This is a genomic window from Rhodococcus wratislaviensis, from assembly GCF_041228765.1.
GTDB classification, from domain to species: Bacteria; Actinomycetota; Actinomycetes; order Mycobacteriales; family Mycobacteriaceae; genus Rhodococcus_F; species Rhodococcus_F wratislaviensis.
This window is the reverse complement of sequence record NZ_CP150488.1, coordinates 3,625,867-3,648,788: the sequence shown is the minus strand read 5'-3', so window position 1 is coordinate 3,648,788 and position 22,922 is coordinate 3,625,867. Positions and strand designations below refer to the sequence as shown.

22 protein-coding genes are annotated in these 22,922 nt (G+C 68.6%); 6 read left to right on the top strand and 16 right to left on the bottom strand.

Going from position 1 to position 22,922, the window contains the following annotated elements:
• The 5 genes from WKC72_RS16720 to WKC72_RS16700 all read right to left on the bottom strand — a co-directional run bounded on the left by WKC72_RS16720 (window position 1) and on the right by WKC72_RS16700 (window position 4,341).
• A complete protein-coding gene (locus WKC72_RS16720) occupies window positions 1-660 on the bottom strand; it encodes an SRPBCC family protein (RefSeq protein WP_112299468.1) in 660 nt (219 codons plus the stop codon).
• Window positions 657-2,369 (bottom strand): thiamine pyrophosphate-binding protein, encoded by a 1,713-nt coding sequence (locus WKC72_RS16715; protein ID WP_370183473.1) that lies wholly within the window; start codon window positions 2,367-2,369, stop codon window positions 657-659. The genes WKC72_RS16720 and WKC72_RS16715 overlap by 4 nt, the downstream gene beginning before the upstream one ends.
• Before the next feature lie 187 nt (window positions 2,370-2,556).
• Window positions 2,557-3,315, bottom strand: coding sequence for an anti-sigma factor (locus WKC72_RS16710; protein WP_128641916.1), 759 nt, complete (start codon window positions 3,313-3,315; stop codon window positions 2,557-2,559).
• Entirely contained in the window at window positions 3,312-3,818 is a 507-nt protein-coding gene (locus WKC72_RS16705; RefSeq protein WP_037226414.1) for a sigma-70 family RNA polymerase sigma factor, read from the bottom strand. The genes WKC72_RS16710 and WKC72_RS16705 overlap by 4 nt, the downstream gene beginning before the upstream one ends.
• Window positions 3,819-3,939: 121 nt before the next feature.
• Window positions 3,940-4,341, bottom strand: a complete 402-nt coding sequence (locus tag WKC72_RS16700) for a DUF1801 domain-containing protein (RefSeq protein WP_370183470.1) — start codon at window positions 4,339-4,341, stop codon at window positions 3,940-3,942.
• A gap of 164 nt (window positions 4,342-4,505) precedes the next feature.
• On the opposite strand from WKC72_RS16700, the gene WKC72_RS16695 reads away from it, so the two are divergent.
• The 4 genes from WKC72_RS16695 to cysC all read left to right on the top strand — a co-directional run bounded on the left by WKC72_RS16695 (window position 4,506) and on the right by cysC (window position 9,239).
• On the top strand, window positions 4,506-5,366 hold the full coding sequence (locus tag WKC72_RS16695) for a universal stress protein (RefSeq protein ID WP_128641914.1): 861 nt from the start codon (window positions 4,506-4,508) through the stop codon (window positions 5,364-5,366).
• A gap of 245 nt (window positions 5,367-5,611) precedes the next feature.
• A complete protein-coding gene (locus tag WKC72_RS16690) occupies window positions 5,612-6,415 on the top strand; it encodes a Stf0 family sulfotransferase (RefSeq protein ID WP_128641913.1) in 804 nt (267 codons plus the stop codon).
• Window positions 6,412-7,359 carry a sulfate adenylyltransferase subunit CysD gene (gene cysD, locus WKC72_RS16685; RefSeq protein WP_128641912.1) on the top strand — a complete coding sequence of 316 codons (948 nt, stop codon included), beginning with the start codon at window positions 6,412-6,414 and terminating at the stop codon, window positions 7,357-7,359. The genes WKC72_RS16690 and cysD overlap by 4 nt, the downstream gene beginning before the upstream one ends.
• Window positions 7,359-9,239 (top strand): adenylyl-sulfate kinase, encoded by a 1,881-nt coding sequence (cysC, locus tag WKC72_RS16680; protein ID WP_037226405.1) that lies wholly within the window; start codon window positions 7,359-7,361, stop codon window positions 9,237-9,239. Before cysD ends, cysC begins: the two co-directional genes overlap by 1 nt.
• Here cysC and WKC72_RS16675 read toward each other — a convergent pair.
• From WKC72_RS16675 to WKC72_RS16640, 8 genes are all read right to left on the bottom strand, one after another.
• A complete protein-coding gene (locus tag WKC72_RS16675) occupies window positions 9,236-10,729 on the bottom strand; it encodes a UDP-N-acetylmuramoyl-L-alanyl-D-glutamate--2,6-diaminopimelate ligase (protein WP_037226403.1) in 1,494 nt (497 codons plus the stop codon). The genes cysC and WKC72_RS16675 overlap by 4 nt on opposite strands.
• A 69-nt stretch (window positions 10,730-10,798) precedes the next feature.
• A complete protein-coding gene (locus WKC72_RS16670) occupies window positions 10,799-12,178 on the bottom strand; it encodes a sulfatase (protein ID WP_370183466.1) in 1,380 nt (459 codons plus the stop codon).
• 25 nt (window positions 12,179-12,203) lie between these two features.
• The gene (locus WKC72_RS16665) at window positions 12,204-13,217 is read right to left on the bottom strand and encodes a sulfate/molybdate ABC transporter ATP-binding protein (RefSeq protein WP_037226398.1); all 1,014 of its coding nucleotides are present in this window, start codon (window positions 13,215-13,217) and stop codon (window positions 12,204-12,206) included.
• A complete protein-coding gene (gene cysW, locus WKC72_RS16660; RefSeq protein WP_005261260.1) occupies window positions 13,214-14,020 on the bottom strand; it encodes a sulfate ABC transporter permease subunit CysW in 807 nt (268 codons plus the stop codon). Before cysW ends, WKC72_RS16665 begins: the two co-directional genes overlap by 4 nt.
• Window positions 14,017-14,898 (bottom strand): sulfate ABC transporter permease subunit CysT, encoded by an 882-nt coding sequence (cysT, locus tag WKC72_RS16655; RefSeq protein ID WP_037226396.1) that lies wholly within the window; start codon window positions 14,896-14,898, stop codon window positions 14,017-14,019. The genes cysW and cysT overlap by 4 nt, the downstream gene beginning before the upstream one ends.
• Before the next feature lie 7 nt (window positions 14,899-14,905).
• The gene (locus WKC72_RS16650; RefSeq protein WP_370183462.1) at window positions 14,906-15,937 is read right to left on the bottom strand and encodes a sulfate ABC transporter substrate-binding protein; all 1,032 of its coding nucleotides are present in this window, start codon (window positions 15,935-15,937) and stop codon (window positions 14,906-14,908) included.
• 184 nt (window positions 15,938-16,121) lie between these two features.
• The gene (locus WKC72_RS16645) at window positions 16,122-16,250 is read right to left on the bottom strand and encodes an Ms4533A family Cys-rich leader peptide (RefSeq protein WP_368681004.1); all 129 of its coding nucleotides are present in this window, start codon (window positions 16,248-16,250) and stop codon (window positions 16,122-16,124) included.
• An 87-nt stretch (window positions 16,251-16,337) separates the two neighbouring features.
• Window positions 16,338-16,520: a hypothetical protein gene (locus tag WKC72_RS16640; protein WP_005247996.1), complete on the bottom strand. Its 183-nt coding sequence runs from the start codon at window positions 16,518-16,520 to the stop codon at window positions 16,338-16,340.
• 86 nt (window positions 16,521-16,606) lie between these two features.
• Between WKC72_RS16640 and WKC72_RS16635 the strand changes: the two genes are divergently transcribed.
• A complete protein-coding gene (locus WKC72_RS16635) occupies window positions 16,607-18,562 on the top strand; it encodes a glycoside hydrolase family 15 protein (RefSeq protein WP_370184378.1) in 1,956 nt (651 codons plus the stop codon).
• Here WKC72_RS16635 and WKC72_RS16630 read toward each other — a convergent pair whose 3' ends face one another.
• From WKC72_RS16630 to lepA, 3 genes are all read right to left on the bottom strand, one after another.
• Window positions 18,563-19,312, bottom strand: a complete 750-nt coding sequence (locus tag WKC72_RS16630) for an ABC transporter substrate-binding protein (RefSeq protein ID WP_245973467.1) — start codon at window positions 19,310-19,312, stop codon at window positions 18,563-18,565.
• An 81-nt stretch (window positions 19,313-19,393) separates the two neighbouring features.
• Window positions 19,394-20,332, bottom strand: coding sequence for a nitronate monooxygenase family protein (locus WKC72_RS16625; RefSeq protein ID WP_037226425.1), 939 nt, complete (start codon window positions 20,330-20,332; stop codon window positions 19,394-19,396).
• A gap of 64 nt (window positions 20,333-20,396) precedes the next feature.
• On the bottom strand, window positions 20,397-22,289 hold the full coding sequence (lepA, locus tag WKC72_RS16620) for a translation elongation factor 4 (protein WP_037226390.1): 1,893 nt from the start codon (window positions 22,287-22,289) through the stop codon (window positions 20,397-20,399).
• 65 nt (window positions 22,290-22,354) lie between these two features.
• Between lepA and WKC72_RS16615 the strand changes: the two genes are divergently transcribed.
• Window positions 22,355-22,918: a type II toxin-antitoxin system PemK/MazF family toxin gene (locus tag WKC72_RS16615; RefSeq protein WP_112299460.1), complete on the top strand. Its 564-nt coding sequence runs from the start codon at window positions 22,355-22,357 to the stop codon at window positions 22,916-22,918.
• The last annotated feature ends 4 nt before the right edge of the window (window positions 22,919-22,922 follow it).

The following is a 22,922-nucleotide window of genomic DNA, read 5'->3' as shown; positions in this document are numbered from 1 at the left end:
TCACTCACTCATCCAGGTCGGGGTCACGGGCAGGTCGTTCGCCCACCGGTATTCGCAGATCGCCTTGAGATTGCTCATCTCGAGTTGGTGTCCGGCGGCGAACATGTCCCAGAAGTCGCCCACCCACGGAACCCGGTCCGCGGGAGCGGTCTCGGGGTAGGGATTGTCGTCGTAGAACGGATGGTGGCAATTGGTCCACAGCACGACCGATCCGTCGACGTCCAGGACCGTACGCGCGTCCACCACGCGCATCAGATACACCATCCACAGGTGTTTGCCCTGGTCCCAGGCACAGTGATAATCGACGGTCATCGCGGCCGGGTGTGCCACGGTGCGCGTGTAGATCTCGGTCGTGTCGCCCAGGCGGTCGTACGCGAGCCACAGCCCGGGTTCACCGGCCGGGGTGAATCCCCGGAGGCTGTACGTCCATTCCTCGAGGCTGCGCGTGTCGGAGAGGTACCGGAACACCTCGTCCGGCGGGCAGTCGATGTATTCGTTGACAGTGCAGTACTTTCCGAACACCTGGTCGTGCGGATACACGGACCTCAGCATGTCCATGATGATCGGTGTCGTCGCCTGACGGTCGGAGGTCTCGATGCGGACGAGGCCGGGCAGGTCGGCGGGAAGGTCGGGCAGCGGGGCGATCTCTCGAGCGGTCATCGGCGGGCTCCTTCTCGGGATTCGGATCTCTCGGTCGGGCGTCGTGCGGGCAGGAACGGCAGGAACGGCGGCAACTCGTCGGCGTCGCAGGCGACTTCGATGACAGCGGGCCCCGCCGAGTCGGCCGTGGCCCGGAGCGAGTCGGCCAGGCCGGCGTGCGTGTCGACCGTGTGGGACGGCAAGCCGGGAAACAGTGCGCCGACTCCCGCCGCGATGTGTGCGGGACGAAACCGGCTGTAGGTGTAGGTGCCCTCGAAGTACACCTGCTCGCGGGTCAGGCACATCGCGTGGGCGTTGTTGTTGAACACGACGAACGTGACCGGCACGTCGTACTCGACCGCCGTGTGGATCTCGAGCCCGTGCGCGTAGAACGCACCGTCGCCGGCGATCACGAACGTGCGGCGGCCGCGCGAGAAGGCGGAACCGATCGCGGCGCCGAACGTGTAGCCCATCCCGCCCATGCCGAGCGCCACCACGAACCGGCCTCCGGCGGTAACCGGAAGGTGATGCACCACAGCGGCACCCGTGTTTCCTGCGTCCGCGAACACATCGGCGCCCGCGGGCATCACCGCGGCGAGCGCCTTCACCGCGTCCGTGTAGCGCAGACCCGACGTGCCGGACGGCGGCACGTCGATCGGGGTCGGATCACACTGCGCGACGGGCGGACGCGTCGCCGCCGGTCCGATCTCGGCGACGAGCCCACACAGTGTCGCCCGCAGATCCCGCGTCGACACGTGATGGGTCTGCAGATACGGCGTCGCCGAACCGACGCTGTACACCAGCGTCTTCTCGAGCACCGCATCGAGACCTCCCCGTGCCATCACCGGCAGTCGCGTGCCGACGAGCAGGCAGACGTCGGAATCCTGCAGTGCGTCCACGACATCCGGATTCCCCATCGCGCCGGTGACCCCGAGTCGCCCGGGCGCCGCAGGATCGAGCACGTCCCTCGCGTCGGGCGTGACGGCCACCCGGGCACCGAGCACGTGGGCGAGTTCCGCGAGTTCCGTTCGCGCGCCGGCTCGCGCGACCTCGTCGCCGGCGATGACAGTGATGCGGCCGTAGTCGTCGCGCAGCGCTTCGGCGAGCCGCGTGAGGTCCGTCGTGGTGGTGCGGGGTGTGGTCGTGACCGATCGGCGCGGTTCCGGGAACTCGCCGATCGCCTGCTGAACGTCCTTCGGCAGCAGGAGAACCGCCGGTCCGCCGCGGCGCGCGGCGGCGAGCGCCTCGGCGAGCTGGCGTTCGAGGTCGAGCGGCGAGTCGACGCGCGCGCAGTACACGGATACCTCACCGAACAACCGGGACGCATCGATCGACCCCGCCAGTCCACTCGTGTCCTGGAATGCGCCCATCCCTTCCAGCGTCGTCGGCGGTTGCCCGACCAATGCCAGGATCGGCACACGGGACGCGAATGCCTCACCGAGACCGGCGATCACATTGAGCGCACCCCCGCCCGACGTCGCGGCGACCACACCGATCCGGTTCGACGTCCTGGCATACCCGTCGGCCATCGTCGTCGCCGAGAACTCGTGTTTGGCGACGACGCCCTCGACGTCGCGGGAGCGGTGCAGCGCGTCGTACAGATCCTCGATGTTCGCGCCTCCCACACCGAAGACGTGCTCGATACCCTCTGCGGCCAGCGCCGCGACGATGTAGTCGGCGACGCGCATGTTCCGACCGGTTTTCCGTGGCTCGTGATCCGTGAGATTCATCGGCAGACCCCCGTGTCGTGGATCGGACGGGGCGACCTGCGGTCACCCACTGGATATACACACGAACCACGGACCGGTCGGGTTCACCGGTGGCAGAACATTTTTCCGGAAACGTTCGTGACGAACGAAACACGGCGGTGAAGCGTGCAGCGGGTACGAAAACCGACCCGACTCCCTGGCGGCCCGCTCACAACGCCGTGGTCAGCAGTACCTGGTGGTCGTCGTCGGATCGGACGTCGATGCTCGCGATCGCGTCGACGGGCAGGCTGGTGGTGGCTGTGGGCCGCACCGTCCTGCCTGCCTCACCGGTCCAGGTGGCCAGTGTGGTCACGACTCCGGAACGATCGGTGACGGTCAGCGCGTACCCCTCGGTGTCGGCGCCGTAGCGACCGTCGCCGGGCCACGTGTCCTCGTAGGAGCACTCGACGAAGATGACCGTGCCCCAGGACGTCGACGCGATGGACGCGCTCGCCGTGATCGTCGTCGGGACCACGGGTGTGAACACCGCCTCGGTGGTGTTCGCGGGATTCGGGACGGGCATGGCCGTGACCGGGGCGGACGGGGTCCGGTCCTGCGTGACCAGCACCCCGACGGGGACGGCGACGGCGACCACGGCGGCCGCCGCGGCGAGGGCCGTTGCCGCTCGCCGGTAGCGTCTGCGCCGCTGCACCGTGCCGACCAACTGGGTCAGCACACGCGGTGCGGGCGTCTCCTCGTCCTCGGACGCATCGGTCCCGGACAGCGTGCCGAACGCCTCTTCCGGCGTGATCAGGGCCAGCAACCCGGGCATGCCCGCCAATTCGGACACGGCCTGCGAGCACCGCGCGCAATGGGCGAGGTGGGCCTCGTACTCGCGCCGATCGCTCGGGGACATCGCACCGAGCACGTAAGCGGCGTCCCAGCGGACGTAGGGATCCTCGTGCGACTCGAAGTCGTCGAACGTCATCGGGTCACCCCCATTTCCTGCAGAGCCAATCGAAGGGCCCGCAATCCGTAATGCATGCGGGATTTCACCGTTCCCTCCGGTATTCCGAGTTCGTCGGCGATCTGGTGGGTGGACATTCCCCGGTAGTAACCGAGAACGAGGACCGCACGATGGTCGGGGCTGAGCCGGGCCAGCGCATCACCCATCATCCAGGCGTCGAGTGCGCCGTCCGAGCTGTCCGGTGCGGCGCGCTCGGGTGTGGAGCTCATCCCGACCTCACGCTGGGAGCGTGCGCTGCGGTGCTCGTCGAACACGAGGTTCCGGGCGACCGTGAACAGCCACGCCCGCGCCGACGACTCCGACTGGTCGAGCACGTTCGGATGCTTCCAGGCTCGCAGCAGTACCTCCTGCACGATGTCCTCGGCGCGGGCGCGGTCGCCGGTCAGCCGCAGGGCATACCGCCACACTGCGGGGGCATGCTCTTCGTACAGGGCGTGCATCAGCTCGGTCTGGGCATCCGCCATCGGTCACCACCTCCCAGCAGTACACACGGTTCACCCGCGCCTCCGGTTCACCGTGCCACCGAAACACGGGAAAACCCCAGGTGAACCGGGTCGCAACGGCCGAAAACCCTTGGCCCGTACTTTAGGAGGTGTTCAGGGCCACGGCGGCGTGGACGAGCGCCTGGAACGCCTTCTCGTCGATCGTGTCGCCCTCGTGGAGATCGATGGCACGCCGGGTGTTGCCTTCGAGACCGGAGTTGAAGAGGCCGGACGGGTCGTCCAGCGACGCACCCTTGGCGAACGTCACCTTCACCGCATTCTTGTACGTCTCACCGGTGCAGATCATTCCGGCGTGCGACCATACCGGCACCCCTCTCCACTTCCACTCCTCGACGACGTCGGGGTCGGCCTTCGTGACGAGGGCGCGGATCCGGGCGAGCGTGTCGCCCCGCCAGTCACCCAGCTCCTCGATGCGCGCATCTATCAACTGCGAGGGAGTGTCGCCTCCGCCTCCCTCTTCCGAGCCGCTCGTCCGCTTCTTCATGGTGGCCTGCTCCTTCTGGCTGTCGTCGCTCGCGGGTCACTCGAGTATCCCGCGGGCCACGTCGATCGCATCGAGAACGCGGCGGGATCGGCTGCCGACCGATTTACCTCTGGCGCGTCGCTGCCGACCTGGACCAAACTGGAATGGAGGTGAGGAGCACCCCCATGAGCACAGCACGGATTCGACGCGGCATCGTGGCAGGCATCGACGGATCGGACGGCGCGCTGGAGGCGGCGGCGTGGGCTGCATCCGCCGCGAGGCGCTTCGAGGAGCCGCTGCGCCTCGTCCACGTGGTACCCAAGCATCCGAATTCCGCGGACGGTCATCCCGAGGGCGATGAGTTCCTCGACGCCGCCGAGCGCATCGTCCTGGACGGGCAGCAGGACCTGGAGGTGGAGCGCAGTACCCACCCCGGTCCGCCCGCCCACGCGTTGGTGGAACTGTCCAAGACAGCCCGGATGCTGGTTCTCGGGCCCGCGGCCACGAGCGAGATGAAATCGGTGGTTGCCGGTTCCGATGTCGTGCGCGTGTCGAATCGAGCCGAATGCCCGGTCGTCGTCTGGCGCGGCATCCAGGGCCACGAGGTCAGCGAAACCCGCCCCGTCGTGGTCGGTGTGGACGGCAGCGAACTGAGCGACATGGCGGTGGCCCACGCGTTCGAGTTCGCGGCGTTCTTCGGCGCTCCCCTCGTCGCGGTGCACACGTGGGCCGAGCACTCCACCCTCGGTGCGTGGTACTCGGAGGAACGACGCTTCACCGATTGGTCCGATCTGGTCCAGCACGAGGAGGCCTGGCTCGCCGAGAGCCTCGCCGGGTGGCACGAGAAGTACCCCGATGTCGAGGTCACGCGCTGCCTCGAGCGTGGTGGGCCGATGAAGGTGCTGCTCGAATACTCGTTCGGCGCGCAGCTGATCGCCGTCGGCAGCCACGGGCGAAATCCGTTCACCGCGTCGATCGTGGGCTCGACGAGCCAGAGCCTCATCCACCACGCCCGGTGCCCGGTGCTCATCTGCCGAAAAGGCTGAACACGGCAGCGTCCGTTTCACTCTTTCGATCAGCCTGATTCATATTCACCCGTCGCGGCGCCATTCCCCGGGCGAGGAGTGAACCGAGTTCGCTCGCCAGAAAACTGTCTCTACCTGCCGAATTACGAGCATCACGTCGCCGATATCGACGACTCACACGAAGCAGAAAATGCCAAGTGTTTCAATCACGATAATTGGATTTCGTCCCGATTTCGGCACCGAATTTCGCGTTTATAGTTTCCGGCATGTCGGAGCCACGCTCATATCTCGTCTGTGCGTCACAGCGCAGCGGCAGCACCCTGCTCGTCGAATCCCTTCGCGCCACGACCGTGGCCGGCAACCCCGAGGAGTTCTTCCAGTACCTGCCGTCCACCAGTCGTTCGCCGCAGCCGCGGCAGTGGTTCGAGGGCGTCACCGACGAGGCGGTGCTCTCACTGCTCGCCCCGCTCGAACCGGGGACCGCCGACACCCGCAGCGCGGAGCAGTGGCGCGATCAACTGCTCAGCCTCGGTCGCACCCCCAACGGGGTGTGGGGCGGAAAACTGATGTGGAACCAGGTGCCGCTCGTCCTCGACCGCGCCGCCGGACTTGCGGACCGGTCCGGCAACGACCTGCGGTCCGCCCTCGACGACCTCCTGGGCCGCGACCTCGCCTTCATCCACGTCTACCGGCGTGACGTCGTCGCGCAGGCGGTGTCGATGTGGCGGGCGGTGCAAACTCAGGTGTGGCGCGACGACGCCACCCCGCCCGCCCCGCACGACGGCGCCGAGTACCACGCGGGCGGCATCGCACACCTCGTCCGCATTCTGCGCGATCAAGATGAGCAGTGGCGCAACTGGTTCGAGGTCGAGGGACTCGACCACATCGACATCGGTTTCGACGATCTCGTGGCGGCGCCGCAGGCGACGGCGGCGAAGGTGCTCGTCGAACTCGGCCTCGACGCCGATCTCGCTCCCCCGCCCCCGCTGAAGCGGCAGAGCGACGGCCGCTCCAAGGAGTGGGTCGAGCGGTATCGGTCCGAAGCCGCCGTGAACGGACTCCCGCTGTGACCGCCGTCGGCGCCGCGGCGCCGCGTGACATCACCGTCGGCGCCGCACGGGTGGACGAACTCCGCGCGCTGGAGGCGGAGGCCGTGCACATCATCCGCGAGGTGGTCGCGGAACTCGAGCGACCGGTGCTGTTGTTCTCGGCGGGCAAGGACTCCATCGTGTTGCTGCGACTGGCGGAGAAGGCGTTCCGGCCGTCCCCGTTGCCGTTTCCCGTCCTGCACGTCGATACCGGCCACAATTTCCCCGAGGTGATCGAGTTCCGTGATCGGCGGCTCGCCGAGGACGGTCACCGGCTGATCGTCGCGTCGGTGCAGGAGTCGATCGACAAGGGTCGCGTCGCCGAATCGGGCGGTCCGGGCACGTCCCGCAACCGGTTGCAGACCCGCACCCTGCTCGACGCCCTGGAGGAGCATCGCTTCGACGCCGCGTTCGGCGGTGCGCGCCGAGACGAGGAACGGGCCCGCGCGAAGGAGCGGGTGCTCAGCTTCCGCGACGAGTTCGGGCAGTGGGATCCGCGTGCGCAGCGGCCCGAGCCGTGGTCGCTGTACAACGGGCGGATCCGCCGTGGTGAGCAGGTTCGCGTGTTCCCGCTGAGTAATTGGACCGAACTCGACATCTGGCGCTACATCGAACTCGAGAATCTGGCGCTGCCGTCGATCTACTTCGCCCACGAGCGGCAGGTGTTCGAGCGCGACGGCATCCTGCTGGGGTTGTCCGAGTACACGCTGCCCACCGAAGACGAACTGGTGCAACGGCTCCGGGTGCGGTACCGCACGGTCGGGGACCTGACCATCACCGGTGCCGTGCGTTCCGACGCCGACGACGTCGCCGGCGTGATCGAGGAGATCGCCGCGGCCACGGTCTCCGAGCGCGGCGAGACCCGGGCCGACGACCGAACTTCCGTTGCCGCGATGGAAGACCGCAAGCGCGAGGGGTACTTCTGATGACCACCACCAGCCGGCCCCGTCAGTTGCTGCGGCTCGCCACCGCGGGCAGCGTCGACGACGGCAAGAGCACCCTGATCGGACGGCTCCTCCACGACACCGGCAGCCTGCCCACCGACCATCTCGAGGCGGTGACGAACACCGACGGCGAGGCGGACCTCGCCGCCCTGTCCGACGGGCTGCGCGCCGAACGCGAACAGGGCATCACGATCGATGTGGCGTACCGGTTCTTCTCCACCGCCACCCGCAGTTTCGTGCTCGCGGACACGCCGGGGCACGAACGGTACACCCGCAACATGTTCACCGGTGCGTCGAACGCCCACGTGGCCGTGCTGCTCGTGGACGCCCGCGCCGGGGTGCTCCGGCAGACCCGCCGCCACGCGCGGATCGCCGACCTTCTCGGCGTGCCGCACCTGGTCGCCGTGGTCAACAAGATCGATCTCGTCGACTTCGACGAGACCCGGTTCAAGGAAGTCGAATCCGAACTCGGGCTGCTCGCGCAGCGCCTCGGCGGCCGCGACCTCACGGTGATCCCGGTGTCCGCCACCCGCGGCGACAACGTCGTCACGCGGTCGGATTCGACACCCTGGTACGACGGGCCCACGATCCTCGAGTATCTCGAGGAGGTGGAACTCGCCGCGCCGTCCGCCGTCGCGTCCGAACTGCGACTGCCGATCCAGTGGGTGGCGCGTCCCACGGACGACCGGCGACGCCGCTACACCGGCCGGCTGTCCGCCGGCACCCTGTCCGTCGGCGACGAGGTGGTGGTCCTGCCTGCGGGTTCCCGCAGCACGGTCACCACCCTCGACACCCTCGATCCGAACCGGTCCGTCGCAGTGGCCCCGCTGTCGGTGTCGTTCGAACTCGCGGACGACCTCGACGTCGCCCGCGGCGACCTCGTCGTGAGCGCCGCCGCCGCGACCGCACCCGCCCCGGCCCGCGAGATCGACGCGACCGTGTGCTGGCTGAGCGAGACACCGCTGCGGGCAGGCGACCGGGTGGCGCTCAAGCACACCAGCCGCACCGTGCGCGCGACGGTTCAGGAATTGCACACCCGGCTCGACCCGGAAACCCTCGAAGAACACGACTCCCCCAGCGAACTCGCCCTCAACGACATCGGCCGGATCACGCTCCGGACGAGCACGGTGGTGCTCCCCGACCCGTACGCCACCAATCGCGATGCCGGCGCGTTCATCCTCATCGACGAGCAGAGCAACGACACCGTCGGTGCCGGCACCGTCAGCGAAGCCCGGGAAGTCGTGCCCGGCGAGCAGACCCGGCACGACATCAAGTGGCACCCGTCGTCGCTGGAACGGGATCGGCGCTGGTCCGCGACCGGGCAGCGCGGCGCCACCATCTGGCTCACCGGGCTGCCGGCGTCCGGCAAGTCGACGGTGGCGGTCGCGCTCGAACGGACCCTCGTCGACGCCGGACGGACCGCCTACCTGCTGGACGGCGACAACGTGCGGCACGGCATCTCGGACGACCTCGGATTCTCCCCCGGCGACCGAGCCGAGAACATCCGCCGCGTCGGGCACCTCACCCGGTTGTTCGCGGACGCCGGGGTGGTCGCCATCGCGTCGATGGTGTCGCCGCTGCGCTCGGACCGCGCGATCGCGCGGGCGCTCAACGAGGCCGCGGGACTGCCGTTTCTCGAGATCCACGTGAGCACGCCGGTCGACGAGTGCGAACGGCGGGACCCCAAGGGGCTCTACGCCAGGGCGCGGGCAGGCGAACTCCGCGGCCTCACCGGGATCGACGCGCCGTACGAGGCCCCCGAGAACCCGGATCTCGCGTTCGACACCACCGGCGCCGATCTCGACGACCTCGTCGCGCGGATTCTCGCCGAACTCGCCCGGCACGAGACGCTACTGGCCTAACCTGCGACGAGCCGGCGGAGTGCGTCGTGGAGCGCGACCCGGTCGTCGAACACACGCCGGCGCGGTCCGTACGCCTGAACCCGGTCGTGCCCACGGCCCGCGACCACCACGACGTCGCCCGGTGCGGCGAGGGTGACGGCGGCGACGATCGCCTCGGCGCGGTCGGGAAGGACGAGCACTTCGGCGTCGCCACCACTGCGTGCTCCCCGCGCCACGTCCTCGCGCAGGCTGTGCGCGTCGTCGGAGTACGGACTCTCGTCGGTGACGATGACCGTGTCGGCGAAACGGGCTGCGGTCGCGCCGAGCGGGACCCGCTTACCGGGGTCGCGCTCACCGGTCGCCCCGACGACGGCGATGACCCGGCCTCGTGTCAGCGAGCGGAGGTACGGAAACAGGCGTCGCTGTCCGGCCGTGTTGTGCATGTAGTCGACGAATGCGAGGAACGGCTGGCCCGCGTGCACCGCCTCCAGGCGTCCGGGCACGGTGTCGAGGTTCTCGATCCCGGCGACCGCCGCGTCGAGGTCCACGCCGCGAGCCGCGAGGGCGGCGAGCGCCGCGAGTGCGTTGTCCACCTGATGCACTCCGAGTAGCCGGAGCCGCACCGGTGTCCGTGCCCCGGCGCCGTGGAGCGTGAACGACGTGCCGCCCTCGTCCGCGTGCACGGCGGACGCGTGGACGTCGGCCGCCGTGCACCTCGACGAGAACGTCACACGGGGCACGGTGACCGTGGCGGCGAGGCGGCGTCCGAACTCGTCGTCGATGCCGATGGCTGCCGCGGCGCAGTGCCCCGGTTCGAACAATCTGGCCTTCGCCGCGAAATACGCGTCCATGTCGGGGTGAAAGTCCAGATGGTCGCGGGCGAGGTTGGTGAACACCCCCACCCGGAAGGACGTTCCGTCGATGCGGTGCAGAGCGAGGCCGTGGCTCGACACCTCCATCGCGACGGCGCCGGTCCGGTGCTCGGCGAACGCGGCGAGTGTCTGCTGGAGTTCGCACGCCTCGGGAGTCGTCCGGGTCGCGGTGCGTGACCCGTTCGGTCCCCGGACGGTGATCCCCGTCATCATGCCGGTGGCGACACCTGCGGCACGCAGTCCCGCGTCCAGCAGATACGCGGTGCTGGTCTTCCCGTTCGTCCCGGTCACGCCGTAGACGTCGAGCGACTCGGACGGATTGCCGTAGACCCACGCCGCCAGCGGACCGAGGAGAAGCCGCGGATCGTCGACGACGATCGTCGGCAGGACGTCCGACTCGCGGTCGCTGAGCATCGCGACAGCGCCACGCGACGCGGCCTCGACCGCGAACTCGATCCCGTGTCGGTGCCGGCCCGGCAACGCCGCGTACACGTCGCCGGCCCGGACGAGACGAGAGTCCTGGCTGATCCCCGTCACCGCTGCCTCGCCGGACCCGGACAGAGTCGCCGAGCGGCCGAGGCGGTGCACCATCTCGCGCAGCAGCTTCGGCGGGGTGCACCGCGGGCAGTCGACGCTCACGCTTCCAGTGCACCACTGCCGCGCAGGTCGCGAGGACGGAACCGTCATCATCCGCCGGCAACCCGGCGGCTACGTCGCGACGCCGCCCCTCGGCTCGTCCAGGATTCCGCGTTCCGAACTGTAGGCCGAACGCACGTCCGGCACCCGGCCGAGAGTGGCCAGATATTCCTCCATGGCCTTCCGGGCGTACGCGGTTCCCTCCTCCTCGCTCGGGATCGAGTCGCCGGTCGCCCGTCGCCACGTCGCGAGTTGCAGCGCCAACTCGGCCTGTGTCCCGGCGAAGTCCTCGGTGTCGGCCAGGTTGTCTCGCTCGTCGGGATCGGCGGCCAGGTCGTAGAGCTCCCGACTCGGACGCGGCCGGAGATGCTCGGTGCCCAATGCAGCACCGGAGAGGCTGTTCTCGATGTCGAGGGGCAGATCGAGCTTGGGCCGAGGTGCGTAGTTCTCGATGTAGCTGAACTGCTTGGTGCGCACCGCGCGAATGGGATCGAAACTGTCGTGGAAGGTCTTCTCCGTGAACAGGACGTCGCGCGCCGTCGACTCGGACCGGCCCAGCAGTTGCCCGGCGTGGGAGACACCCTCCACGGCCGCGGGGACAGGGACGCCGAGTAGATCGAGAAGGGTGGGAACCAGATCCACCCCGCTGAACAGGTCGTCGTAGACGCGGGGCGCCGCCCGCAGCCTCCGCGGTGGGCGGACGATCGCCGCAATTCCCGTGCCCGGCGCATACAGTGTCGACTTCGCACCGGGGAACGCCTCGCCGTGATCGGTGAGGAACACGACCCACGTGCTGTCGTCGAGCCCCTCGTCGTCCAGCGTCTGCAGCAACCGGCCGACGGCCGCATCGGCCACCTCGATCGACCCGTGGAATCCGGCGAGATCCTCGCGGACCTGCGGCCGGTCGGGCAGGTACGACGGAACGTCGAAACCCTCCCGGTCGGCGGGCGCATACCTGTCGACCGGGTACGGGCGGTGGGTCTCGAAGAACCCCGCGGTCAGCAGGAACGGCTGCGGAGGGAACCGCGCCAGCCACCGCGACGCACGGTCGGTGACGTATTCGCAGTACGAGTTCGTCACGTCGTACTCGTGGAAGCCGAGCCGCTTGGGATACGCGGTCTCGTGCTGCATCCCGAACAGAGCCGTGTACCAGCCCGCCTCCGCCAACAGGGACGGCAGCGTGCGGACGTCGTCGTGGTACTGCCAGCCGTGGTGTGCGAGGCCGATCAGTCCGTTGCTGTGCGGGTACCGGCCCGAGAACAGGGCGCCACGCGAGGGCGAGCACAGCGGCGCCGCCGCATGCGCGTCGGTCAGCAGCACACCCTCCGCGGCGAGCCGGTCCAGGTTCGGACTCCGCACCCCGGACGCGCCGTAACACCCGAGGTGACGGCCCAGATCGTGCCAGTGCACGATCAGAACGTTGTCACGGACGGGATTCACCGGGGTCGCCACAGTCGCCTCCTACATCGGCGGGGAGTTACAGGGAGACCGGAACTTCGGCCTCCGGGAGTTCGGGAGCCCGCGTGGCCCGCGCGTACACGGTCTCGCCTTCCTGCAGGCCGAGTGCTGCGCTGTCGCCGCGGGTCACCTGCGCGGAGAAGGGTTCACCGGTCGCCTCGTTCCGCAGATCCACCCGCACCTCGAACCCCAGGTGCACCACGCGCTCGACGGTGGCCCGCGTGACGCCGAGCGACTCGGCCGTGCCGGCCTCCTGGGCGAGGGCCAGGTCGGGGTCGCGGCCGAGACGGATGTCGTGCGGTCGGACCAGCTGACCGTTGAGCTTGGCCACCGACCCGAGGAACGACATCACGAAGTCGTTGTGGGGACGGTCGTAGAGGTCCTCCGGTTCGCCGATCTGCTCGATCCGGCCCTTGTTGAGGACGGCGATCCGGTCGGCGACGTCGAGGGCCTCCTCCTGGTCGTGGGTGACCAGCACGGTGGTCACGTGCACCTCGTCGTGCAACCGGCGCAGCCAGGTGCGCAGGTCCGTGCGGACCTTCGCGTCGAGCGCGCCGAACGGCTCGTCGAGGAGAAGCACCTTCGGGTCCACGGCCAGGGCCCGCGCGAGCGCCATCCGCTGACGCTGACCGCCGGACAGCTGCGCCGGATACCGGTGCTGGAAGCCGTCGAGGCCGACGATCTCGAGAAGCTCGTTGACCTTCTTGTCGATCTCCGGCTTGGGCCGCTTCCGGATCTTCAGACCGAAGGCGACGTTGTCGCGCACCGTCATGTGCTTGAACGCCGCGTAGTGCTGGAACACGAAGCCGATGTCCCGCTTCTGCGGGGAGATGTCGGTGACGTCGTTCCCGCCGATCACGACGGTGCCGGAGTCGAGGGACTCCAGACCGGCGATGGATCGGAGCAGCGTCGACTTGCCCGAACCACTGGGCCCGAGGAGCGCGGTCAGCGAACCCGAGGGGATGTGGATGGAGACGTCGTCGAGAGCAGCAAAGGACCCGTAGTTCTTCCGGGCGCCGGTCACGGTAATCATGTGGTGCTCCTCTTGCGGTCGAGCAGAGTCATCAGAAGCAGGGTGATCAGCGCAATGCCCATCAGCAGGGTGGCTGCGGAGTACGCCCCGAACGTGTTGTGGTCGTCGATGTAGCGCGAGTGAACGAGCAGGGTCAGGGTCTGGGATACACCGGGGAAGCCCGACGACACCATGATCACCGCTCCGAACTCGCCCAGCGAACGGGCGACGGTCAGGACCACACCGTAGGTGAGGCCCCAGCGGATGGCGGGCAGTGTGATCAGCCAGAACGTTTGCCAGCGGCTCGCACCGAGCGTCGCGGCGGCCTGTTCCTGCTCCTCGCCGATCTCGTGCAGGACGGGCTCGACCTCCCGCACGACGAACGGCAACGTCACGAAGAGGGTGGCGATGACCATGCCGGGAAGCCCGAAGATCACCTTGAACCCCAGCGATTCGAGCCCGCCGAACCAGCCGTTGGCACCCCACAGCAGGATCAGCGACACGCCGACCACGATGGGCGAGACGGCGAACGGAAGGTCGACCACCGCCTGCACCAGACCGCGGCCGGGGAAGCGGCCCCGGACGAGCGCGAGGGCCGTGACGATCCCGAATACCACGTTCACGGGGACGACGATCGCCACGATCAGCAGGGACAGGTTGAGCGCGGAGATCGCGGCCGGTGTGCTGATCGACTGGACGAAGGCGCCGATCCCGTTCTCGAACGTGCGGAACAGGATGATGACGATCGGCACCACCAGCAGGCCGAACAGATAGAGCAGCGCGACCGCGCGCAGGGTGATCCGGGTGGACCCAGAGAGCTTCATTCCGCCTGCTCCTCACGACGCTGCCCCCGGCTGGCGAAGACCCGGAGGGCGAACAACGTCACGAACGCGATGGCCAGGAGAGCCACCGACACGGCCGCCGCTGCGGCCGGCCTGTCGATTTCGATCTGCTGTTGAATGTACTGGGAAGCGACCTGGGTCTCTCGGGGAATGTTTCCGCCGATCAGGACGACGGATCCGTACTCACCGATCGCGCGGGCGAACGCGAGCCCCGCGCCGCTGATGATGGCCGGGGTCAGCGTCGGCAGCACGACTCTCCGGAAGATCGTCACGTTGTCCGCGCCGAGTGAAGCCGCGGCCTCCTCGACTTCCCTGTCCACCTCGATGAGCACCGGCTGCACCGAGCGGACGACGAACGGCAGCGTCACGAATGCCAGTGCCACGATCAGACCGGGCTGCGTCGCGTTGAGGTGGACGCCGATCGGACTCTCCGGGCCGTACAGTGACAGCAGCACGATGCTGGCCACGATGGTCGGCAACGCGAACGGCAGGTCGATCAGCGCGTTGACGGCCCGCTTGCCGGGAAATTCGTCACGCACCAGAACCCACGCGATGAGCGTGCCCATGATCACGTTGATCACGGCCACCACGACCGACACCACGACGGTGACGCGCAGGGACGCCACCGCCACGGGCGAGGTGATCGCGTCCACGAAGCCGCCGATTCCGTCGCCGAACGAGGCGACGGTGAGCGCGGCGAGTGGCAGGACCACGATGATGCTCAGCCAGAGCGTCGCGATGCCGATGCCGAGCGGTCCCACCGCACCGGTGACCCGGGCGATCTTCTTGCGCGTGGGCGGAACGGGCGGAGACGGCACCGTGGTGCCGCGTCCGCCCGTCGCCGTCGTCGTGTCGCTCATGTCGGTCTTACCTGGTTGCGTTGTCGTAGATCACCGCGATGGACCCGGTGTCCTTGGCGAACACCTCGGAGTCGACCTTGGACCAGCCGCCGAGATCGGCGATGGTCCACAGCTTGGCCGGCTCCGGGAACTTGTCCGAGAACTCCGCGGCCACCGCGGGATCGACCGGGCGGAATCCGGCCTCACCCCACAGCTTCTGGCCCTCGGTGGTGTACAGGAAGTCCTTGAACGCGTTGGCCTTCTCCAGGTTCTTGCTGTTCGACAGCACCGCGACCGGGTTCTCGATCTTGAACGTGGTCGGCGGGGTCACGTGCTCGACGGGGTCACCGTTACCCTCGATGAACAGCGCCTCGTTCTCGTAGCTGAGCAGCACGTCGCCGGTGCCCTGCAGGAACGCCTCCGACGCCTCGCGTCCCGACTTCGGCTGAATCTTCACGTGGTCGTTCACCAGCGACGTGATGTAGGCGAGACCGGCGGCCGGGTCCTGGCCGCCGTTGCTCTTCGCCGCGTACGGTGCGAGCAGGTTCCACTTCGCGGATCCGGAGCTGAACGGGTTCGGGGTCACGACCTCGACGTCGGGGCGCAACAGGTCGTCCCAGTCGCGGATGTTCTTCGGGTTGCCCTCGCGCACGACGATGGTGACCACCGAACCGAACGGAATCCCGTCGTAGGCGTCCTGGTTCCAGCTCTTGTCCACCAGACCGGCGTCGACGAGGCGGGTGATGTCGGGTTCGACGGAGAAGTTGACGAAGTCTGCCTCGGCGCCGTCCTTGACCTTGCGGGACTGGTCACCGGAGGCACCGTAGGACGGCTGGAAGGCCACGCCCTTGCCCTCGTCGGTGGCGTTGAACGCGGGGATCAGCTTGTCGAATCCCGGCTTCGGCACGGCGTACGCGTACAGGTTGATGGTGCCTGCGCTGCCGTCGGCACCGGCCGAGTCGGCGCCGGCGGTGTCGCTGGCGCCGCCGCTGCACGCGGTCAGCGCCACAGCTCCGAGCGTCACGAGGGCCGTGAGAAGACTACGAGAACGGCGTTTCATGGGAGAAACCTTCCTGGGGATCTGTCACAGAGGGGTGGTGCGAACAACGTGGGAGGTGGTGCGTGGGGAGGAACGCAGGGATCGCCCGAGCGGGAAATCAGGAATGCGAACGAAAATCAGCAGCGCGAGACCGGTCGAGCGGTGCGTGGTGTCACCCGCGCGCGGTTCTGTGTGCGAGGAGAAATCAACAACAGTCGATGTCGGCGACTGCGAGCATGCCGACAGCGATCAACGCCAATTCATGGCGGACCTGGTGTACAGCGGCTTCAGACACGCCGTGGACTGTAGCAGAGGCTGAACCAACGGCCCACATCGAACGGGATCTACCGGGTGACCAGCCAGGCGACGACGACGAGGACGAGCAGCGCGAGCAGCGCGAGTGTGACGCGTGAGCGCGGCATCAGGGTTCCTCCACCTTCGAGACGTCCCGCCTGAGCAGGACGAAGACTGCGGCCAGGCCACGATCGAGCAGCCACGCCAGTCCTCGGCACACCGGCACCATCACCAGCAGCACGAGGGCGACCTGCGGAACGAACGGGAGCCCGGCGATCCACAGCTCGAAGCCGTCCCACCAACTCGCCATCCGGTCCACCGTGCCACCCTATCGTTCGCCGGCCCGTGGCCGGCGCACAGGTGGACGCCGCGGCGGCGACGGCCGATGATGATCAGATGGTGTCTCTCGATGCGCACTCGGACGACCAGCCCCGCTCCGCCGCGCATCGCCACCGTCGCGCGTTTCCGCCGATCGACGATTACGCATTCCTGTCGGACTGCGAGACCACCTGCCTGATCGCCCGGAACGGGGCGGTCGAGTGGATGTGCATCCCCCGGCCCGACTCCCCCAGCGTCTTCGGCGCCATCCTCGACCGCAGCGCGGGCCACTTCCGGATCGCACCGTACGGGCAGAACGTGCCCGCCGCCCGCCGCTACCTCCCGGGAGGACTGATCGTCGAAACGACGTGGCAGACCGAGACGGGGTGGCTCATCGTCCGCGACGCACTCGTGCTCGGCCCGTGGCACAACGTGGAGCAGCGGTCCCGCTCCCATCGCCGCACCCCCACTGACTGGGATGCCGAACACGTCCTGCTGCGGACCGTCAAATGCGTGAACGGCACCGTGGATCTCGAGATGAGCTGCGAGCCCGCGTTCGACTACCACCGCGGCGACGCGGTGTGGGAGTACACGGGCAAGGTGTACGAGGAAGCCACCGCCACCTGCAAGTCGAGTGGTGCGGGCGACCACCCCACACTCCGGCTGACCAGCAACATGAAGCTCGGGCTGGAAGGGCGCGAGGCCCGGGCCCGGACCCGGATGGTCGAGGACGACAACGTGTTCGTCGCACTGTCCTGGACGCACATGCCTGCGCCGCAGACCTACGACGAGGCTGCCGAGAAGATGTGGCAGACGGCGAAGTTCTGGCGGGAATGGATCACGACCGGCCGCTTCCCCGACCACAAGTGGCGTGGCTACCTGCAGCGCAGCGCCCTGGCGCTGAAGGGGTTGGCGTACGCCCCCACCGGCGCGCTGCTCGCCGCGTCGACCACGTCGCTTCCGGAAACCCCCGGGGGTGAACGAAATTGGGACTACCGCTACGCATGGGTGCGCGATTCGACGTTCGCCCTGTGGGGGCTGTACAGCCTCGGACTCGACCGGGAGGCCGACGATTTCTTCGCGTTCCTCTACGACGTGTCCAGTGCCGACGACGGCAAGTACCGGCCGCTGCAGGTGATGTACGGCGTCGGCGGCGAGCGGACCCTCGTCGAGGAGGAGCTGCCGCACCTGTCCGGCCACGACGGCGCGCGTCCGGTGCGGATCGGAAACGGTGCGTACGACCAGGACCAGCACGACATCTGGGGAACGATCCTCGATTCCGTGTACCTGCACGTGCGATCGCGCGAGCGGGTGCCGGAGACGCTGTGGCCGATGCTCAAACGTCAGGTCGAGGAGGCGATCGAGCACTGGCAGCTCCCCGACCGCGGCATCTGGGAGGTGCGCGGCGAGCCGCAGCACTTCACGTCGTCGAAGATCATGTGCTGGGTCGCCCTCGACCGGGGCGCGAAACTCGCCGAGCAGCAGGGCGAGGCGAGTTACGCGGACAGGTGGGCCGACCTCGCCGACGAGATCAAGGCCGACATTCTCGAGCACGGCGTCGACGCACGCGGAGTCCTCACCCAGCGGTACGGCAGCGACGAGCTCGACGCCTCACTCCTCCTCGCTCCGCTCTTGCGGTTCCTGCCCTCGGACGACCCGCGCATCCGCGCCACCGTGCTCGCCATCGCGGACGAGCTGACCGAGGGCGGGCTGGTACTGCGTTACCGGGTGGAGACCACGGACGACGGGCTCACGGGCAAGGAGGGCACGTTCACGATCTGTTCGTTCTGGCTCGTGTCGGCGCTCGTGGAGATCGGCGAACTCGACCGCGCGAAGCGCCTGTGCGAGCGGCTCCTCGGGTTCGCGAGCCCCCTCGAGCTGTACGCGGAGGAGATCGATCCCGAGTCGGGGCGGCACCTGGGCAACTTCCCGCAGGCGTTCACGCATCTGGCGTTGATCAACGCGGTCGTTCACGTCATCCGCGCCGAGGAGGCCGCGGCGAGCGGCTTCCACCCTGCCCACTACACGGCGTGATCAGGCGCCGACCGCCTCCAGTTGCGGCGTGATCCGGCCCAGCGAGTACTGCAGGGACAGGCTCGACGGGGTGTTGAACCCGACCACCGTGGCGTAGTCCTCGACGGCGAGACCACCCGGCTGCACGGACGGCAGCTGGGCGAATCCGGGCAACCGCATCAGATCGTCGCGGGTGCCGCCGTTGGGCAGCATCACCACGAGGTCGGCGTTCAGGGCGTCCACCCGCTCCGGGCTCAGGGTGAGGCGGCCGCCGGTGGCCCCCGCTTCTTCCACCAGCGTCGGCGGCAATGTCAGCCCCAGCCTCCGGAACACCGCGCTCGCGCCGTCGTCGGGATCCGCGACGACGACGAGTTGTCCGGTGGCGAAGACGAACTGGGACAGCACCGCCGTCTTGCCGGACAGTGCGGGGAGCCGGTCGGCCAGGCCGTCGACGGTCCCGTTGGTGTTCGCGATGATCTCGGCCGCGCGGTCCTCCTCACCGAGGATCCGGCCGAGGACCTCGACCTGCGACTCCCACGGGTCGACCTGCACGTCGCCCAGCGCGGCGACCGTCGGCGCGATCTTGCTGATCCGGTCGAAGTCCTCCTGGTCGGCGACGGCGAACGAGCCGAGAATCAGATCGGGCGCGAAGCCGGCGATCTGCTCTTCCGGCAGCGACGCACCCACCTGCGTCATGCTCGCGCGGTCGAGTTCCACGGCCGAGTCGTCGACCTCCGACTCCCAGGGGTACAGGCCGCGCTCGTCGCCCATCGCGCCCGCGGACAGATACGCGACGGGTTGGACACCGAACTCGAGGAGGGCGTCGACCCACTGGCTGCTGGTGGCGACGGGTTACTCCGCGAAACGGTGCAGCAACCGCTCCGCGTCGGCCGCGATCCGCCGCACCACGGCACCCGCAGGCCGCTCCGACGTGACGAGGCCCGCCGCCTCCCCGGCGTACACGACACCGAGGTCGGGGTTCGCGGGGTCGTAGGCGGTGGCGAGTTCGGCGTCGGGGGCTCCCGCGCCGTGCCAGCGCGACGTGAACTCGTTGCTCAGGGCCCGTCCACCCCAGCGGGCCGGCCACGGCTGGCTGCGCGCCTGGTCGAACACCGACGTGTACACGGTGTCGGCGCTGCCCGCCGCGATCAGCTTGTCACGGGCGTACTCCGGTCCGATGGTCTCGGGGCTGGCCAGCAGCGCGGTCCCGATCATCGCGCCCTCCGCGCCGGCGGCGAGCACGGCGGCGAGACCGCGACCGGTCGCGATGCCGCCCGCGGCGAGCACGGGCAGCGCGGTGGCCTCCAGAATCTCCTGCAGCAGCGGCAACGTCCCGATCCGCCCGGTGTGGCCGCCCGCCTCACCGCCCTGGGCGATGACGAAGTCGACTCCCGCCGCCTCCACGACCCGCAGATCGTCGATCGTGTTGACCTGCGACACCACCAGCGCCCCGGTGGCGTGGACCCGCTCCACGTACGGGGCGGGATCACCGAACGACAGCGACACGACCCGCGGGTTCTCCGCCAGCGCGGCGTCGAGCAGCGCGTCGTCGTCGTCGAGCGCCCAGGTCATCAACCCGATCCCGAATGCGTCGCCGCCGATGCTCCGCGCGACCGCCGTCTCCTTCGCCACCCACTCCGGGGTGGCGTAGCGCGCGGCGCCGAGCAGGCCGAGCCCACCCGCCTTCGACACCTCCCCGACGAGGGTCCCGCCTGCCCGTCCGCCCATCGGGGCGCCGAAGATCGGCACCTCGATTCCCAGTGTCCGGGTGAGCCAGGTTTCGAGGGCCACGTGCCGCACCTACCTTCTTTCGATCAGACGTCGACGGAGGAGAACAACCGAGCGGTCGCGGTGCCTACTTCTTCGGCTTGTCCCCCACCGATTCGGACGACAACGCCGCCACGAAGGCCTCTTGCGGAACCTCGACCCGGCCGATGGTCTTCATCCGCTTCTTGCCTTCCTTCTGCTTCTCGAGCAGCTTGCGTTTACGGCTGATGTCACCGCCGTAGCACTTGGCGAGCACGTCCTTGCGGATCGCGCGGATGTTCTCACGCGAGATGATCTTCGAGCCGATCGCCGCCTGGATCGGCACCTCGAACTGCTGACGGGGGATCAGCTCACGCAGCTTCGATGTCATCCGGCCGCCGTACGCGCCTGCCGCGGAGCGGTGCACGATCGACGAGAACGCGTCGACCGCCTCACCCTGCAGCAGGATGTCCACCTTCACCAGGTCGGCCTGCTGCTCGCCGGACTCCTCGTAGTCGAGGCTGGCGTAGCCCTTGGTCCGCGACTTCAGGGCGTCGAAGAAGTCGAACATGATCTCGCCCATGGGCATCTCGTAGCGCAGTTCGACGCGGGTCTCGGACAGGTAGTCCATGCCGCCGAGTTCACCGCGCCGGTTCTGGCAGAGCTCCATGATCGCGCCGATGAACTCGCTCGGCGCGATGACGGTGCACTTCACCATCGGCTCGTAGACCTCGCGGATCTTGCCCTCCGGCCAGTACGACGGGTTGGTGACGACGTGCTCGGAACCGTCCTCCATCACCACCCGGTACACCACGTTCGGCGACGTCGAGATCAGTTCGAGTCCGAACTCGCGCTCGAGGCGGTCGCGGGTGATCTCCATGTGCAGGAGTCCGAGGAATCCGCAGCGGAACCCGAACCCGAGCGCCACCGACGTCTCCGGCTCGTAGGCCAGGGCGGCGTCGTTGAGACGCAACTTGTCGAGGGCGTCGCGCAGCACGGGGTAGTCCGAACCGTCGAGCGGGTAGAGGCCGGAGTAGACCATCGGCTTGGGGTCGCGGTATCCGACGAGGGGTTCCGTCGCACCGCCGCGCGCGGCGGTGACCGTGTCGCCGACTCGCGACTGCCGGACGTCCTTCACACCGGTGATGAGGTACCCCACCTCGCCGACGCCGAGTCCGATGCTCGCCTTCGGCTCGGGCGAGATGATGCCGACCTCGATCAGGTCGTGGGTGGTGCCCGTCGACATCATGGTGATCTTCTCGCGCGGCGAGATCCGGCCGTCGACGACGCGCACGTAGGTGACGACTCCGCGGTAGGCGTCGTACACGGAGTCGAAGATCATCGCACGGGCCGGACCGTCCGGGTCGCCGACAGGAGCGGGGATCTGCCGCACGACCTCGTCGAGCAGTTCCTTCACCCCCATGCCCGTCTTGCCGGACACGCGCAGCACGTCACCCGGTTCGCATCCGGTGATGTGCGCGATCTCCTCGGCGTACCGGTCGGGGTCGGCGGCGGGCAGGTCGATCTTGTTGAGCACCGGGATGATGGTGAGGTCCTTCTCCATCGCCAGGTACAGGTTGGCGAGAGTCTGGGCCTCGATGCCCTGGGCGGCATCCACCAGCAGGACCGCACCCTCGCAGGCCTCGAGTGCGCGGGAGACCTCGTACGTGAAGTCGACGTGCCCGGGGGTGTCGATGAGGTGGATGACGAACTCCTCGTCGCCGACCTTCCACGGGAGCCGGACGTTCTGCGCCTTGATCGTGATGCCGCGCTCGCGCTCGATGTCCATGCGGTCGAGGTACTGGGCACGCATCTGCCGCTCCTCGACCACACCGGTGAGCTGAAGCATGCGGTCGGCCAGCGTCGACTTGCCGTGATCGATGTGCGCGATGATGCAGAAATTCCGGATCCGGGCAGGATCCGTGAACGTCTTGTCGGCGAAGCTGCTGATGGGGGACCCCTTACCTGGACCGGCACCGGCCCGGTTCCGGGCCACTGTCACCTGTCAGGATATCCAAGTCACCGCGTTGCGGCTGCTGCGGCATACACGCACTAAGCTCGGCGGCCATGGCGAGCACGTGGAGCAGCATCGGGAAGACGTTGGGCCGACTTGCACGGGACAAGGGCCCGCAGCTTCTCCGGCAGCTGCAGAAGTCCGGCGCGCTGGACCGCGCGGCCGGTGTCCTGACCGGGTCGACGGCCGCCGCGCCGAAGCCGGCCCCGGGTCGTCCGGTCACCGCGAACTCCGCCCCGACAGCCCATCGGGCACGGAGGGTCGAGTACTCCCCCGACCTGGACGGTCGCGCGGATCCCGGTGAAATCGTCTGGACGTGGGTGGCGTACGAGGAGGATCCGAGCCAGGGCAAGGATCGGCCCGTGCTCGTCGTCGGACGCGACGGCGACACCCTGCTGGGTTTGATGCTGTCCTCGCAGAGCAAGCACGACGGCGACCGGGACTGGATCGCGGTCGGCTCGGGGGCGTGGGATGCGGAGGGCCGTCCCAGCTGGATCCGCCTGGACCGGGTGCTGGACGTGCCGGAGGCGGGGATCCGCCGCGAGGGCGCTGTCATGGCCCGGGACAAGTTCGAGATCGTGGCGCGGCGTCTGCGGGCGGACTTCAGCTGGCAGTGAGGGG

Bases quoted from the DNA above. Each gene is read 5' to 3' on its own strand.
- WKC72_RS16705 (WP_037226414.1), bottom strand. From the start codon at position 3,818: ATGGCGGATGCCCAGACCGAGCTGATGCACGCCCTGTACGAAGAGCAT.
- WKC72_RS16700 (WP_370183470.1), bottom strand. From the start codon at position 4,341: ATGAAGAAGCGGACGAGCGGCTCGGAAGAGGGAGGCGGAGGCGACACT.
- WKC72_RS16645 (WP_368681004.1), bottom strand. From the start codon at position 16,250: ATGTGGGCCGTTGGTTCAGCCTCTGCTACAGTCCACGGCGTGTCTGAA.
- WKC72_RS16650 (WP_370183462.1), bottom strand. From the start codon at position 15,937: ATGAAACGCCGTTCTCGTAGTCTTCTCACGGCCCTCGTGACGCTCGGA.
- WKC72_RS16720 (WP_112299468.1), bottom strand. From the start codon at position 660: ATGACCGCTCGAGAGATCGCCCCGCTGCCCGACCTTCCCGCCGACCTG.
- cysT (WP_037226396.1), bottom strand. From the start codon at position 14,898: ATGAGCGACACGACGACGGCGACGGGCGGACGCGGCACCACGGTGCCG.
- WKC72_RS16615 (WP_112299460.1), top strand. From the start codon at position 22,355: ATGGCGAGCACGTGGAGCAGCATCGGGAAGACGTTGGGCCGACTTGCA.
- WKC72_RS16640 (WP_005247996.1), bottom strand. From the start codon at position 16,520: ATGGCGAGTTGGTGGGACGGCTTCGAGCTGTGGATCGCCGGGCTCCCG.
- WKC72_RS16710 (WP_128641916.1), bottom strand. From the start codon at position 3,315: ATGACGTTCGACGACTTCGAGTCGCACGAGGATCCCTACGTCCGCTGG.
- cysC (WP_037226405.1), top strand. From the start codon at position 7,359: ATGACCACCACCAGCCGGCCCCGTCAGTTGCTGCGGCTCGCCACCGCG.
- WKC72_RS16715 (WP_370183473.1), bottom strand. From the start codon at position 2,369: ATGAATCTCACGGATCACGAGCCACGGAAAACCGGTCGGAACATGCGC.
- cysW (WP_005261260.1), bottom strand. From the start codon at position 14,020: ATGAAGCTCTCTGGGTCCACCCGGATCACCCTGCGCGCGGTCGCGCTG.
- WKC72_RS16630 (WP_245973467.1), bottom strand. From the start codon at position 19,312: ATGGGCGACGAGCGCGGCCTGTACCCCTGGGAGTCGGAGGTCGACGAC.
- WKC72_RS16695 (WP_128641914.1), top strand. From the start codon at position 4,506: ATGAGCACAGCACGGATTCGACGCGGCATCGTGGCAGGCATCGACGGA.
- WKC72_RS16635 (WP_370184378.1), top strand. From the start codon at position 16,607: ATGGTGTCTCTCGATGCGCACTCGGACGACCAGCCCCGCTCCGCCGCG.
- WKC72_RS16690 (WP_128641913.1), top strand. From the start codon at position 5,612: ATGTCGGAGCCACGCTCATATCTCGTCTGTGCGTCACAGCGCAGCGGC.
- WKC72_RS16665 (WP_037226398.1), bottom strand. From the start codon at position 13,217: ATGATTACCGTGACCGGCGCCCGGAAGAACTACGGGTCCTTTGCTGCT.